The following is a 14,601-nucleotide window of genomic DNA, read 5'->3' as shown; positions in this document are numbered from 1 at the left end:
CACTTCAAATGCTAATCTAAGCTTCATATAAATAATAAAAATGACGATGTAAAAATATTACGTAAATAAAGCGCTACATAGCGCTTTATTTTTTAAAAAAACGTATCTGCAGAAACATTAAAGCGTTCAGACAAGGCCTTAATATGACGAATATTCAACTGACGTTTACCGCTTAAAATTTCTGAAATGACAGATTGAGATGCAACTTCCGGTAAATCCGATTGCCCTAACCCATGCTGCTCCATCAGAAAAGATAAAGCTGCCCGGCCATCTCCTTTAGGCATAGCTAAATGTTTATGTTCATAAGCAGAAACCAAGTCACCTAACTGGTGAATAAGCCCCATAAGAGGATGAGATTCATCATCACCAACTGTATCCAAAAGGTCATCTAATGCTTCAATCAATGCATTGAAGTCATCTTCATTTTCAGGCTTGCTGAGCAATGGTGCAACGTAGTGCCAGTGATCTACGGCCTGTTTAATCATCGCATTCATACTAACCCTCCTTCCAATGGCCTTTGTCATATTCTTTATGGGACAAAACATAGCGAATGTATACGCGCTTTGCCTGATACATGACCACAGCAATTAAGCGAATCTTATTTCCGCCAATATCGAATACATGCAGCTTTCCAACTTTATCGACCGCTGGAAAAAGCAGCTTCATTTCAGCAAAATCTTTAGGATCATTAGCCTTCATAATTCGATACCAGCCATCCAATGCTGTTTCAGCCTGCGGCCACTTATTCTTTGCTTCTATAATTCGAGCGTGAGTGATCACATGCATATCAATTATCGCATTTTGCTATAAAACATAGTATAGCCAATTTATCGCATTTTGCAATAACGGATCTTATTTTAACCCTGTCTGTTTTGACTGAATGTCATGCTTCCATACCTATGTCTTATCTATTAAAAATGAAAGAAGTCATAAAAAACTGAGGATGGATAGAATAGAAACGTTTGGACTTTAAAAAAACTGGTACATTATAAGTGTAGATTATAAAAAAGAAGGTAATTTCAGTAATGAAAACTAAGCTGTCTATTCTTACATTTCTTATGAGCGGTATATGTTTAGCTTCAACATACGCAATTGCCTCACCTGTGTTTTCCCATACAAGCACACGCCAAGTTTTAAATCTTCCCGCGAGCGCCCCTGGTACAATCTTATCGATACAAACACAAGATACGGATCTATTCAGCAATGCTTCACAGCGATTTTTAATCAATTACCGCAGCCGAGGCGTACAGTCTGAACCAATCGTGGCATCTGGCTTCATTTTATTGCCTAAAGGTAAAGCTCCCAAAGACGGCTGGCCAATTTTAGCTTGGGCACATGGTACAACAGGTACGGCGGACACTTGTGCACCTTCTAATGACTTTGCTGGCGGCCCTGTTCATGCTTATCAGCAGATTGCAGCTCAAGCGCTCAATGCATGGCTTGCGCGCGGCTATGCAGTTGTTGCGCCTGATTATCAGGGCTTAGGCACTCCAGGGGGACATCCATATATGAATGCGCAAAGCCAGTTACATACTGTTGTTGATGCGGTACGTGCAGTTCACCTTTTAAAACCCTACCAATTTAGTAAAAACTGGTATGTCATGGGACATAGTCAAGGAGGAGCTGCATCCCTTTCTGTTGCTGCATATGGCCAAAAAGATGCTCCCGACATGAATTTACGCGGAGCAATTGCACTTGCCCCAGGCGGCTATCAATATGAAGGAATTGCAGAATATGTCGCAACTCAGCCTAAAATTGACCCAAGCGTTGCCGCATTTTTCCCTATTGTTCTTCTTGGTGCTGAAGCAGCCGACCCATCTATTGCTCCAAAAAACTTAGTCAGCCCAGAAATGGAGAAAGTTCTGAATATGGCCCGCAATCGATGTTTATCTGAATTGCAATCTGAGCTAAAAGAAGCGCCTAAAACCATTTTCCAACCGAATGTAGATTTAATGCCTTTGACCAACTATTTAAGAAAGCAGTCTATTGAGCATATGACCCCTAATGTACCTGTTCTATTAGTACAAGGCGATAAAGATCATTTAGTCGATTCCCGCGGAACTTATGCTTATTATCAGCAAGTATGCAAAAAACAGAAACCGATGTCATTCCATCCTATCAAGAATGGAGATCACCGTGATTCATTAAAACAAAGTGAATTCCTAATAGATGGCTTTATCAATTCCATTGATCAAGGCAAACCTGTAAATACCTGCAGCTAAAATGCCTAATTGAAGATAAAGCGCGATACTGCGCTTTATCTGTTAGAAATATAGCACTGATGAAATTTAACAGCTAAACCATCCTTTCATATAAGAATCCTGCTGTATAGCAGGATTCTTCGTCTCAATTGACAGCATACTGAAAAGTTTTGCATATGCTTTATCAAACCCTTTCATTATTTTAAATAAAAGGTTTAATCAAACTTTATTTACTATTTGGCGAAACCATTTGCTCAGGACGCACAACTTCATCAAACTGCTGTTCGGTCACCAAACCCAGCTCAACAGCCACTTGCTTTAATGTTTTTCCTTCTTTATAAGCCGTTTTCGCTACCTTTGCGGCATTTTCATAACCAATAACAGGATTCAAAGCTGTTACCAACATTAAAGAGTCATGCAAGAAGTGATCTATTTTTTCACGGTTTGGCTCAATACCTGCAGCACAGTGCTCATTAAAACTATTGCATGCATCGCCCAGCAGTTGAATAGACTGCAGCAAGTTGAAGGCAATCACTGGCATAAATACGTTCAGCTCGAAGTTGCCTGAAGCCCCAGCCATATTAATAGTTGTATCATTCCCCATAACTTGCGCTACGACCATGGTCATGGCTTCACTTTGTGTGGGGTTAACCTTACCTGGCATAATGCTCGAACCCGGCTCATTTTCTGGAATATGCAGCTCACCAAAACCGCAGCGCGGACCGCTTGCCAGCCAACGGATATCATTGGCAATTTTATTTAAACTGGCAGCTAAGGTTTTCAATGCGCCTGAAGCAAATACAGCAGCATCACGTCCAGCCAAAGCTTCAAATTTATTTGGCGCAGTCACAAATGGCAAACCTGTTAAAACCGCCAGCTGATTCGCTGCTTTTTCTGCATAATCAACGTGCGCATTTAAGCCCGTTCCGACAGCAGTCCCGCCTAAAGGCAATTCATATAAACCAGATAAAGCCTGCTGTAAACGTTTTAGCCCATGATCCAGCTGTGATACATAACCGCTGAACTCTTGGCCTAATGTTAAAGGGGTCGCATCTTGCAAATGTGTACGGCCAATTTTAACAATATCTGCAAATGCTTTAGATTTTTCATCCAAAGTATTACGCAGCGCAGTTACAGCTGGAATTAACAGTTCATTTATTTGTAAACTTGCCGCAACGTGTATTGCCGTTGGAAATGAGTCATTTGTAGACTGTGCGCGGTTTACATGATCATTAGGATGCACTGGCTTTTGTGAACCAAGCGGATTGCCTAGTTTCTGGTTCGCAATATTGGCAATGACTTCATTGCAGTTCATATTGCTTTGTGTTCCTGAACCAGTTTGCCACACGACGAGCGGAAATTGCGCATCCCATTGTCCCGCAATCACTTCCTCTGCTGCACCGACAATATATTGGGACAGTACTGCAGGAATCTGATTCAGCTCTGCATTTGTTATAGCCGCAGCTTTCTTAACTAATCCCATAGCGCGGATCATTGGACGCGGCAAACGTTCGCCGCCAATTTTAAAATTTTGCAGGCTGCGCTGAGTTTGTGCGCCCCACATGGCATCACTTGGAACTGCAACCTCACCCATCGTGTCATGTTCAATACGTGTTTGCATGATTCAGTCCTTATTTCCTTTGTCGTTTATAAATTGCAGCTTGTACTGCAATGGGCTTAAAAATATAGCTTAAGTCTATTCAATCAAACCCATTATATAAATGATAATTATTATCAAATATAATTTGTATTTTACACATCAGTTTTAACACTATTGAGCCTTAATGCTGCCGCTCAATACCTTCCGTCATCATTTTACGGTGACAGCAGTCATTAAGTCCTAAACAAAGGAAACGCTAAATCATTCAGAAAAGACAGCATAAAATACTGATACGGCGACATTTCATTTCAAAAGAACTTATTGGCCGCGCAAAATTTGCTGATAGAAATTCCACTCATCTTCCAGCATTTTTCTTAAGCTGCGTTCAGGTTTCCAATTCAGCACTTTTTGGGCCTTGGCTGAGTCCGCACCTATACGGTCTAACTCTTGATGCGGATAATAGCCCGCTTCTGCCGTTTGAATATCACTTTGCGTTACAGCAGAAATTTCATCCAATAGCGTTTGTATAGATACAAGTTCACCAGCAATGTTGAATGCCTCGCAAACCTGATTTTGCTGATGTAGCCATTGAATGCTGTTCCATACTGCATGACATGCATCTAAAACATGTAAAAAACTGCGTTCAACCGTTTTATCATCTGTATTTGCCTGTTTGCGCAGTTCAATGAAGTCCCGCTGCTGTGCGCCAGCCTGCATAGCCAGCGGTATAATATTTTTAGGCAAAGGGACCACAAACTCTCCCAGCACGCCTTGTTCTAAAGCACCCGCAATATTCGATAAACGTAAAATTGCGATTTTCCATTCTGTGTCTGTCCGTGCCGTATCCTGAATAATCTCTTCAACCATTTGCTGCGATTTAATATATGGATTTGGGTAGGCATAGTTAAAGGGCTGATCTTCTGTGAGCTGCGCTGATGAGGTTCCGTACACAGCCAAACTGGATAAATGCACTAATGTGCGTACACCTGTACGCTGCATAGAGCGCATTAAACTCATAATACAGCTGACATTATCATTATAATATTCAAGCGGTTTCAGTACAGATTCTTCCAAGGATTTGAATCCTGCCGCATGTACAACTGCAGAAACGGAATACTGTTCAAAAACTTTATTTAATGCAGGAGTATTCCGTATGTCTATTTTGACAAAAGGAACGTACATGCCCGATAAAAACTCTAAGCGTTCTAAGACCTGCAAATTTGAGTTTGATAAATTATCAACAATAATGACTTCCTGTCCTTGCGCTAAAAGACTTAATGCAATGTGCGATCCTATAAAGCCTAAACCACCAGTGACTAAAATCATTGTATAATACCTTTTTCTTATGAAGTCTGACTTAACTTGCTTTTACGCTGGTTATTACTGCAGTGAATTTCAATGAGTACCTTAATACTAATTACCTCCTCGCCTACATCTGTTCATGCATGGCATGCTTTGGGTCTGGCTCAAGCATTGCAGCTGAAAAATCAAAGCTTCCGTGTCTTTTTCTATCAAGACGGTGTAGCTGCCGCAAATGCGCTGCAATGGGTGCCGGATGATCAGCGCAATCTCACTGCGGAATGGCAAAAATTAGCTATCCGTTTACCTGTTTGTGTCAGCGCTGCTTTGTCCCGCGGCATTACAGATGCTGAAAATGCACAGCGCCATAATATCCAGCAGCACAATCTAGCCCAAGGCTTTGAATTGGTTGGCTTGGGTGAACTTGCAGATGCTGTCCAAGCTTCAGAGCGCCTAATTCAATTTTAATTAATATCGCAGCGGAATATGTTGCTTTTAAAAGGTTTATTGTGTGAAAACTGTACTCGTTATATTAACTCAAGCCAATTTAACCAGCTTGCAAGTGCACGAAAGCCTTTCTGCCGCAATGGTTTTAGCAACTTTTGGCAGTGACGTTAAAATACTGCTGCAAGATGCAGCCTTAAGTTTACTCAGCTCAGAGATTGCTTTTGATCAGCTGAAGCATGCCTTTAAAGTCGCATCGAATATGGTAGACAGCTTTGAGTTCTATGACCTAACACCAGTTTTAGTCGAAACAAAAGATCAGCAAAATGCCTTTGTACAGGCATCTGAACAAGACATTGCGTTTGTTGAGCTCAACTCAGAACTGATGCAGCAGTTTGATCATGTGCTGTACTGGTAAGGAATGACACAATGAAAACATCAACATTATTTTTAGTTCAAGCCAGCTATGCCTGTACACCGCATACTTTTAGCAAATTGCTGAAAATGGCAGCAGCAGATGATCAGGTTGTCCTTATGGGCGATGCTGCAATGCATGCAGCCAACCCTGTGATTAAACATTTTTCATGTGCAATTTTAGCAGCAGAACAAGCTTTGATTCCTGCTGGCTTTATATCAGATCATCTAACAGTATTGGACTATGCGCAATTTGCTGATCTGTGTCTGCAGCATAGCCGCGTTGTAACTTTAAAATAAACGGTTGTTTAAAATGAACTTAGCGTTAGACCAAGATGGACATTTAGTCGATTATACAATTTGGAATGAACAAGTCGCTCAAGAACTGGCAAATACCTTAGATCTTGAGCTAACAGCATGGCATTTTGAAATTTTACAGGCTGTACGTCAGTTTTATCAGCAATTTGGCCACTCTCCTGCAACCCGCCCGCTGATTAAGTTTTTAATGAAAACAGTCAGTCCTGAGGTCAATAATGCCGTACTGCAAGAGAGGTTTAATACAGGCCTCGTTGCACGCCACCTTAGCCGCTTGGCTGGTGTTCCCAAACCGGCAAATTGCCTCTGAAATTTAATCACGTCAAAGTTCAAATCAGATCAATAAAAAGCGCCTTCAGGCGCTTTTTTTACATAGCCTCATTTAACTGCTTAAGTTTGGTAAAGTAAGCTTCTGTAAAAACAGGTTTAACCTGCTTAGCATGCACAGCTTCACCGCACTCCGAACATACCGTCACTGGCTGAAAAACGTGGCCGCAGTTTTTGTGAATATATTCTACTGGTGAGCCTAATCCCTCATCCATCCACTTGTCTGCCCATGCGCTCATTGCCATAAGCAGCGGATACAATTCCAGCCCTTTTTCAGTCAGCCTGTATTCCATTCGTTCTTGACGGTCGATATACGGCTTTTTGACCAAAATTTGATGTTCGACCAGCCGCTTTAAACGTTCTGAGAGCACATGCCGTGTAAGGCCTAAGTTCTCCTGAAAATCATCAAAACGGCGCATGCCGGTAAAGGCATTTCGAAGAATGAGCAGCGTCCAGCGGTCACCCACAACGGAAAGCGTCCGCGCTATTGAGCATGGCTGGTTACCAATTTCTTCCCATTTCATTGCTTCATCCTTTATCAAACTGCATTGCAGTTAATTGTGTTTATTTTAATAATTTAAAATTTGCTTTCCAAGCAGTTTCAGGCTTATACATGTTTAAAATAAAACTTTAAGCCAGCAGGTAATAACTGCCGATCACAAAAGCCAGCAGACTTGCACACTCACAAATTTCAATACCTGCGCCCACTGTATCGCCTGTAATACCGCCAATACGCTGAATAAATTTACGGCGCAAGTAAAGCAAGCTAAGCGTAGCCGCCAAACAGGCGATAACACCTAAAACAGAAAAACACACCGATGCAGCCATACACAGCAGTATGACTAGCACGGCCATTTTTTTAGGGATATAGTCCGTCATTGCGCTGCCTAAACCTTTTTCACGCACATAATTTGTACTTAAAAATAAAAATAATGGCGCTGCACGGCCTAAAACGGGAAATAGCACTAAGGCGCTGCACAGCTGTTTCTGCAAAAGCAAATAAAGCGCCGACCATTTCAGAAAACAAAGGATAATTAAGCTTAATACACCAATTGGCCCGCATGCTGGATCTTTCATAATTTTCAGCGTCCGTTCAGCATCGCCAAAACCGCCTACCCATGCATCTGCTGTATCTGCCAAACCATCCAAATGCAGGCCGCCTGTCAGCCAAATCCATAGTACCAGCACTATGCTTGCCGATAACACTGCAGGCACGGCTTGCAATAAAACTGCTGCAGCCAAAAGAATGAAACCAATGATCAAACCAACAACAGGGTAAAACAGCAATGAATAACCATTTTGCTGTTTAGTCGGCATGGCTTTGAGCTGTATAGGAAAGGCCGTCAGAAATTGCAGCGCTATCCAAAATGGTGTCATCTGCATTGCTCCTGTGTATCAATGAAAATGAAATCATTTGCACTGCTGTAAAAATGGTTCAGTTGCCCCAGCTCAGCAGACATTTTAAGCAAGTCATTTAAGGGTTTAGACATTGCTTTGCATTTCAAAAGTTTGATCACTCCGCCATGCGAGATCACCAAAGCTCGAGAGCATTTTTTTATCTGCATATAAGCGTTAATTTTCTGCAATGCCTGTTCTACGCGCTGTTCAAACTGCACTAAGGTTTCAGCATTAGGCGGGCTAAACATCGTCGGCTGCAGCCAAAACTTTTCCAGCTGTTCAGGCACAGTCTCATACAGGTGCTGCGTTGTTTGCGCTTCCCAGTCACCAAAATGCATTTCCTGCAGCTGTGGTAAATACTGAAGCTCTAGCCCCAGCTGCTGAGCCGCTTGCAATGCAAAAACTGAGCAACGCTGCAAAGGTGAACTGAAGATAACATCCCACTGTATGCCAGATTGGATCGCCTGCAGCAAAGCCTTCTCCATTTGCTGCCAGCCTTTTTCAGTCAGCGCATCATCCGTTGAACCGCGCAGCGTATGGCTTAGTTCAGTTTCGCCATGACGCATAAAGTCTAATTTATACCCTTGGTCAGAACTGCAAACGGCGCGCGGCATTAGACTTTGTCGCCTATGACTGCTGCCTCAGCAAAAGTTGCCATATGATTATGCAGGCTGCAGGCTAATTTAATTAAACCTAAAGCCGCTCCCGCACCGCTGCCTTCGCCTAAACGTAAATTCAGTTTCAATAATGGCTCGGCTTGCAATTCATTTAATAAACTGCGGTGGCCATATTCTGCAGATTGATGACCGAACAGCATCCAGTCACGCACTCTCGGATTCATACGTACCGCAGCTAAAGCTGATACTGTGCTGATAAAGCCGTCAACCACAATAGGCAGACCTATCTGCGCACAGCGGATATATGCGCCAGCCATCGCAGCAATTTCTAAACCGCCTACAGCACATAATATTTTAAATGCATCATTTTGCGCATAGGCTTTATGCAGCTGCAGCGCCTGATCAATCACTTGTTTTTTATGCTCCAGCTGCTCGGCGCGGATCCCCGTACCTACACCTGTCAGCTGTTCTGCAGGCTGATTCAGCAGCAGACATGCAACTGCCGATGCGGAGCAGGTATTGCCAATACCCATTTCCCCAGCGACATAAATTGACGCACTATTCGCCAGCGCTTTGTCTGCACTTTGCCGACCCAGCTCTAAGGCCTGCATACACTGTTCTTCAGTCATTGCAGCTTGGATTTTAAAGTTCGCTGTACCTTGCATAATACAGCGGCGTTCCACACCAGCATATTCATAAGCATCACCGACAGAACCGCAGTCAATCACCTGCAGCGATGCATTATATTCTTTAGCAATGACACTGATACATGCTCCGCCTGATGTAAAATTTTGCAGCATTTGACGGGTTACTGCTTGCGGATATGCAGAAATATTTTCGGCCATGACACCATGGTCACCTGCAAAAATCGTAATCCACGGCTTATGGATATTAGGCTGAGCAGTATTTTGCAGCGATGCAAGCAGAACTGCTGTACGCTCTAATTCAGACAATGAACCTGTCGGTTTAGTCAGCTGCAGCTGACGCGCTTCCGCCGCTTGTTTTGCTTCCGCGCTAGGTGTTTTACACGCCTCTAACCACCAATTCATTGTTTATCTCCTTTTAAAATCATGGGAAAGCCAGCAACACAAAATATAACATTGTCTGCGATTTGACCCAGCTTCTGATGCAGACGGCCTGTTTCATCGACAAATTTACGGCTGATTTGCCCCATAGGCACTACACCCAGCCCTGTTTCGTTGCTGACCAAAATAATATGAGATTGCAGCGTTGGTAAAATACTCAGCAACTTTTCACATTCTTTCTGCTGCAGCTCTGGATCATCCTGCATCAGTAAATTGCTCATCCATAAGGTGAGGCAATCCACTAAAATGGTTTGACCTGCTTGATCTATACGCCGTAAAAGCCCAGCAAGCAGCAAGGGTTCTTCATGCAGCGCCCATTCAGCGGGACGCTGCTGCTGATGATGTTCAATACGCTCCTGCATTTCAGCATCCCAAGCCTGAGCTGTCGCAATATAAATCACTGGCCGTTTTAAATTTTGCGCAGTTTGTTCGGCCAAACGGCTTTTTCCTGAACGTGCGCCGCCTAGAATAAGCTGAATCATAATGCACCTAACTGTATATGCTGATGTGCTGTTAATGGCCCTTGCAGCAGCTGAGCGCTGTAACTGCCAAAAGTAATTTTCTGTACTTCAAATTTAAAACGTTGCTGCGGCTGTTCTTTAATGCGCTCAAACAGCAGCGCGCTATTAAACTCATGACTGTACAAACCAATCGTAATATGAGGGCAATAATTCAAAGGCGCAATTTCATTTTGACTTATTCCAAGCTGTTCACGGATGTGCTGCAGTATCTGCTCAGTATCTTCTATTTCTATAAACAGCGCGCTTTGAAAACTGTTGATTTTACCAGTACGCAGCTGAAAAGGTTTTAAATCTAATGTCTGAAGCTGTGAGGTCTGGCAATCGATCTGCGCTTGAGTAATGTCATCGTCATGCTCAATACTTGAACGTAAAAAGCCGCAAATAAATAAAGTGATATGAAATTGGCGTGTATTCGGCTGAAAAAGCAGGTCTGAAAATGATGCCTGCAAATGTTCTAAATATTGCAGCAATGCTGGGGAATGTATTTCCAAATACCATAAACTAAAAATTTGGCGCCCTTTATGCCACTCTGGATAATCATGAGCAAATGTAGGCACGGCTGGCGCATCAGGCAAAAGAAACACGCAGAATTCACACGCAAAATCAAAAGGATCATTAAATCATAGAATACATGATTGATGATCCCCCGCATGCTTAGCAATATTCACCTTTGCCTGAATTTAATTCACCGCAAACTTAACTGTACAAATATGCCGCGCCATCAGATAAGGTAGAATCTAAATTTTGCTGGTTTTCAAGAATAGATGCAGAATTCTGCTCAATATATGCATAAATACGATGTTTCAAGTCTGACGGTATTTCCAGCTGCTCCAGCTGTTCCCGCAAAAAGATCAAAACATCACTGTATTTAAGCCCTGCATGGACAACAGCATAAACACAGCCGACCGTAAGGCCATACAGCAAAACTTTATATGACAAACCTGCTTGAATGTTGCTTTGCAAAGAGCCCAATACACGCTCATTGGCGCTTAATTTTCGCAGCGGATCTCTTGCTACACGCTGGCAAGGGTCTTTAAATGCACTATGGCAAGAACTTAAAAATGCCTGCGACATGCGCTCTAAATCTTTATGATACTGCGGCACCTGCTCGGCTAAACCATGCTGCACTTCCAGCAGCAGCGCATTGCAAAAATTTCGGACATGACTATCTGCCATAGCCAGTCCAATTGTAGGATGCCCCAATAAGCTGGCATACCATGCAGTCATTGCATGCACACCATTCCATAAACGGTTTTTAATCAGCTGAATATCTGCAATATCATCCACTAAAATCATTTGGCGCATTTTACTCAGCAATGGACTATTATTTTCAGCATAAATAGGCATCTCCATTTCCGCATGGAATAAAATTAATTCCATTTGCTGCAATACATGGCTCGGCTGAAAATTACGGCGCAAATCTTCTATATATGCTGAAGCCTGACGTTCCTGTACGGGATTCAGCCGTGTCGCATCTTCCAGCTCAATCTGACTGTCATCTTCAGTTTCCAGCTGATGCTGCTGAAAAATTGCGTGCTTAATCTGCAGCTGACGGTAAAGATTCTGATCGCTAAGCTTAGATACCATGCGGTTGACAACCGTGTCGCAAAAATAATGCTGCTGCATAATTTTTGTTGCAATTTCAGCATCGCTAATTTCCAGCAGCGCCTGTTGAACATGCTGTATAAAGAGCGCTTTTGCGCCAACTTTATTTAAAACAATCAAAAAGGTCAGCGGCAGCTCCTGCTGTTCAAAAGCCATATGCCGCGCCATCAGTCCTTGGGCAATAATTTTCGCCTCTTGCTGCAGCGCTTTTTCAGGTAAACAGACCGCAATCATGCTGGACTGCGTATACATTTCCTGCATTTGCTCAAGATTTGCGGCATCAATCACTTGCATATTTTCAATGCGTTCATCATAAGAGACCTGACCATAGCGGATGCAGTATGCGCCAAAGGCATTTACAGCAGATTGATACAGCGGATTACGCGTAGAGGCATAGATACGTTTAGGCCGGGTATAGCCATCCCAGTATGAAAACACCTGCGCTAAATAACCGCCTCCAATTGCGCCAAAACCATGAATACCGACGCTGAGCTGATTCAGCGTTTGCGGAAATGCTTCTGTCAGATTCGGCATATCCATATGCGCAACATAACGGTCTAAATCCTCGAAGCAGGCATACATATCATCATAATAAAAATCTGCATTGCGCATCATTTCATCATTTGGCTCTTTAATATCCTTCAGCAATATAGTGATACCGTTCGCATGACGTGCAGAACGCACACCATTGGCAGAGTCTTCAAACATTAAACATGTTTCAGGCGCCAAATTCAGTTTTTCAGCTGCAGATAAAAATATTTCTGGATGCGGTTTCCCTTGCTCAACTTCATCGCCGCAAACAAGAACATCAAAAAACTTATAAATATTGGCATTTATTAAATATTCTTCTGCAATTGCACGGCGGCTAGAGGTTGCAACCGCCATACGTAAGCCAGACTTACGCAGCCGTTCTAAAACTTGCACCAAACCTAGCTTGATCGGAACACCAAACTGGCGTACATGTTCGAGTTCTAACTCATCGGCGCGTTTTCGAATTTGCGCATAAGGTATCGGTTCGCCATATTCCTGTTTGGCCAAACTCTCTGCGCTGGTCGCGCTTAAACCTAAACATGCCATAAGATATGCATCGGAAAAAGCAACTTCATTCAGTTCTTGAGACGCCTGTTTCAATGTTTGAAACCGAAGCCGTTCAGTATCAAACATTGTTCCATCCATATCAAAAATTGCACCCTGAATCTCTTTTCCGTAAAAGCTGAACATCTAAGCTCCTGTTTTATATTTATTTCAGTTATTCATGCTAACTGACTAAACAAAATTTCAGGTAAAAATACATTTCAAGAAACAATTTAGAGTGTTTTTTAGCCAGATAATCATCATATAGATGATGTTCTGTAGGTTTTTTATTAACTTATCTGCCGTTAATGTAATGACAAAAAACGGACAATGTCGTTCAAGGCATAAAACAGGCTATAAACCTCTTTTATTGAGTCATAAAATTGTTGCAGACGATTTAACGAGCCAGTTCAGAATTACGCTGTTCTGCAAGCAGCTTTAAAATGAAAAAACACATCAGCATGAGTATCATCAGGATCAGAAAGTAGTACGGCGCCGTACTATGCCATTGATATAAACCAGTGCTGATGAGCGGTCCGGCCACAAAGCTTAAAGCCTGTGTCGCGGTACAGAAACTGGCAACTTTTGCCTGCATCTCTGACGGCGCAGTTTGTGCAGCCCCTGTAGTAAATGCAGGTATTAAACAAGCGGCAGATAGGCCATACAGCACATAAGATGCTTGAAAAATATATAAATTCGCTGTACTGAGTGACAGTATCAAACCTGCAAGCATGCAAATCAAACCCACCCACAGTAAGCGTATTACAGACCATTTCAAATATTTAGAAATAAGGGTCTGCATAAACACCAGAGAAATACCGACAATCAAAGAACACTGTGCAAATGCTTTCGCGCCGCGCTCAATACCCGTATGAAAATGGTCTTGGATATAAAAACCCGCTGTTAAATTTAAAGTCACAATTGCCAAATACAAGCTAAAACCAAGCATGAGCCAGACAAAACACGACTTTAAGTTAAATTTTTCTCGTGTTTCCTTTACAGCATATTCAATTTGAACTGCAGGCTGCGGCAAAACGTTCTGAGTTCGGTCAAAGCCAATCACTATGACAGCGCTAATCACAGCCAAAATCAGTACAGCCGCCCATAAAGGTGCCATCATCCCCCATGTCAGCAGCACTGTCGTCAGTAATGGGCCAAAAATCACACCTGCGCTGTTCAAAGCGCCAAACTTAGACATCGTTTGTGAGCGCGCCTGTTCAGTCTGTGAATTGCTCATCACATAAGTTTGCAGCGCAATTTGCGGCATAGCCATAAACAGCCCTGTACTGCCTCGTGCAATCATCAGCAGGCTAAACAGCAGCACTAGCTCTAAATGAACGGCCATTCCATACATGAGCACGGCAGCAAAGCATGACCATGTCATCGCCATGCCAATAAAACCTGCACTCATGAGTTGAAAAATAGAATATTTCTGCTGCTTACTGATAAAAATTGCCGCAATGGCCATAAATACAGCGCCGATTGACACCATCGCGCCAGCTTGCAGCTCAGACAGCTTCAGCTGACGCACTAAAGGCGCAAGTAAGGGCAAGATCATCGAAAAACTGGCGCCATTGGCTAAGCTGGCAGCAATAAAAATTTTATTATTTTGATTCATTGTTGTATTCGTCCATGCAGCACAGACCTTATAAAACAAAAAAGGCAGCAGATGCCAGCTTTTTTTGCTGCTTTGACTAAATT

At 42.7% G+C, this 14,601-nt stretch carries 17 protein-coding genes; 5 read left to right on the top strand and 12 right to left on the bottom strand.

Annotated features, from left to right (window positions below):
• Positions 1-92 precede the first annotated feature (92 nt).
• Both D7V32_RS14755 and D7V32_RS14750 read right to left on the bottom strand, forming a co-directional pair.
• Positions 93-494, bottom strand: coding sequence for a helix-turn-helix domain-containing protein (locus D7V32_RS14755; protein WP_120403600.1), 402 nt, complete (start codon positions 492-494; stop codon positions 93-95).
• A 1-nt stretch (position 495) separates the two neighbouring features.
• The gene (locus D7V32_RS14750) at positions 496-786 is read right to left on the bottom strand and encodes a type II toxin-antitoxin system HigB family toxin (RefSeq protein ID WP_117007098.1); all 291 of its coding nucleotides are present in this window, start codon (positions 784-786) and stop codon (positions 496-498) included.
• A 239-nt stretch (positions 787-1,025) separates the two neighbouring features.
• On the opposite strand from D7V32_RS14750, the gene D7V32_RS14745 reads away from it, so the two are divergent.
• Positions 1,026-2,222: an alpha/beta fold hydrolase gene (locus tag D7V32_RS14745; RefSeq protein ID WP_120403599.1), complete on the top strand. Its 1,197-nt coding sequence runs from the start codon at positions 1,026-1,028 to the stop codon at positions 2,220-2,222.
• 205 nt (positions 2,223-2,427) lie between these two features.
• Here the strand turns inward: D7V32_RS14745 and fumC are convergent, their stop codons facing one another.
• A complete protein-coding gene (fumC, locus tag D7V32_RS14740) occupies positions 2,428-3,822 on the bottom strand; it encodes a class II fumarate hydratase (RefSeq protein ID WP_120403598.1) in 1,395 nt (464 codons plus the stop codon).
• A gap of 297 nt (positions 3,823-4,119) precedes the next feature.
• On the bottom strand, positions 4,120-5,127 hold the full coding sequence (locus D7V32_RS14735) for an NAD-dependent epimerase/dehydratase family protein (RefSeq protein WP_120403597.1): 1,008 nt from the start codon (positions 5,125-5,127) through the stop codon (positions 4,120-4,122).
• Between the two features lie 72 nt (positions 5,128-5,199).
• On the opposite strand from D7V32_RS14735, the gene tusD reads away from it, so the two are divergent.
• Genes tusD through D7V32_RS14715 form a run of 4 tightly spaced genes read left to right on the top strand, consistent with a single transcriptional unit; the run spans position 5,200 to position 6,583 of the window.
• A complete protein-coding gene (tusD, locus tag D7V32_RS14730) occupies positions 5,200-5,568 on the top strand; it encodes a sulfurtransferase complex subunit TusD (protein WP_120403596.1) in 369 nt (122 codons plus the stop codon).
• A gap of 43 nt (positions 5,569-5,611) precedes the next feature.
• Positions 5,612-5,962 carry a hypothetical protein gene (locus D7V32_RS14725; protein ID WP_120403595.1) on the top strand — a complete coding sequence of 117 codons (351 nt, stop codon included), beginning with the start codon at positions 5,612-5,614 and terminating at the stop codon, positions 5,960-5,962.
• 11 nt (positions 5,963-5,973) lie between these two features.
• Positions 5,974-6,258, top strand: a complete 285-nt coding sequence (locus D7V32_RS14720; protein WP_120403594.1) for a DsrH/TusB family sulfur metabolism protein — start codon at positions 5,974-5,976, stop codon at positions 6,256-6,258.
• Positions 6,259-6,271: 13 nt separating this feature from the next.
• Complete coding sequence (locus tag D7V32_RS14715) at positions 6,272-6,583, top strand: TusE/DsrC/DsvC family sulfur relay protein (RefSeq protein ID WP_120403593.1); 312 nt, start codon at positions 6,272-6,274, stop codon at positions 6,581-6,583.
• Positions 6,584-6,641: 58 nt separating this feature from the next.
• Here the strand turns inward: D7V32_RS14715 and D7V32_RS14710 are convergent, their stop codons facing one another.
• From D7V32_RS14710 to D7V32_RS14675, 8 genes are all read right to left on the bottom strand, one after another.
• Positions 6,642-7,124: a winged helix-turn-helix transcriptional regulator gene (locus tag D7V32_RS14710; RefSeq protein ID WP_120403592.1), complete on the bottom strand. Its 483-nt coding sequence runs from the start codon at positions 7,122-7,124 to the stop codon at positions 6,642-6,644.
• 106 nt (positions 7,125-7,230) lie between these two features.
• Positions 7,231-7,977, bottom strand: a complete 747-nt coding sequence (locus D7V32_RS14705) for an adenosylcobinamide-GDP ribazoletransferase (RefSeq protein ID WP_120403591.1) — start codon at positions 7,975-7,977, stop codon at positions 7,231-7,233.
• Positions 7,974-8,612, bottom strand: a complete 639-nt coding sequence (locus D7V32_RS14700; protein WP_120403590.1) for a histidine phosphatase family protein — start codon at positions 8,610-8,612, stop codon at positions 7,974-7,976. The genes D7V32_RS14705 and D7V32_RS14700 overlap by 4 nt, the downstream gene beginning before the upstream one ends.
• On the bottom strand, positions 8,612-9,664 hold the full coding sequence (gene cobT / locus D7V32_RS14695; RefSeq protein WP_120403589.1) for a nicotinate-nucleotide--dimethylbenzimidazole phosphoribosyltransferase: 1,053 nt from the start codon (positions 9,662-9,664) through the stop codon (positions 8,612-8,614). The genes D7V32_RS14700 and cobT overlap by 1 nt, the downstream gene beginning before the upstream one ends.
• Entirely contained in the window at positions 9,661-10,182 is a 522-nt protein-coding gene (gene cobU, locus D7V32_RS14690) for a bifunctional adenosylcobinamide kinase/adenosylcobinamide-phosphate guanylyltransferase (RefSeq protein ID WP_120403588.1), read from the bottom strand. Before cobU ends, cobT begins: the two co-directional genes overlap by 4 nt.
• Positions 10,179-10,805: a 2'-5' RNA ligase family protein gene (locus D7V32_RS14685; RefSeq protein WP_120403587.1), complete on the bottom strand. Its 627-nt coding sequence runs from the start codon at positions 10,803-10,805 to the stop codon at positions 10,179-10,181. The genes cobU and D7V32_RS14685 overlap by 4 nt, the downstream gene beginning before the upstream one ends.
• A gap of 112 nt (positions 10,806-10,917) precedes the next feature.
• Positions 10,918-13,047: a bifunctional mannitol-1-phosphate dehydrogenase/phosphatase gene (gene mtlD / locus D7V32_RS14680; RefSeq protein WP_120403586.1), complete on the bottom strand. Its 2,130-nt coding sequence runs from the start codon at positions 13,045-13,047 to the stop codon at positions 10,918-10,920.
• A gap of 250 nt (positions 13,048-13,297) precedes the next feature.
• A complete protein-coding gene (locus D7V32_RS14675; protein ID WP_120403601.1) occupies positions 13,298-14,518 on the bottom strand; it encodes an MFS transporter in 1,221 nt (406 codons plus the stop codon).
• Positions 14,519-14,601 lie beyond the last annotated feature (83 nt).

It is taken from the genome of Acinetobacter tianfuensis, assembly GCF_003611465.1.
Lineage (GTDB): Bacteria > Pseudomonadota > Gammaproteobacteria > Pseudomonadales > Moraxellaceae > Acinetobacter > Acinetobacter tianfuensis.
This window is presented reverse-complemented; position numbering and strand designations above follow the sequence as displayed.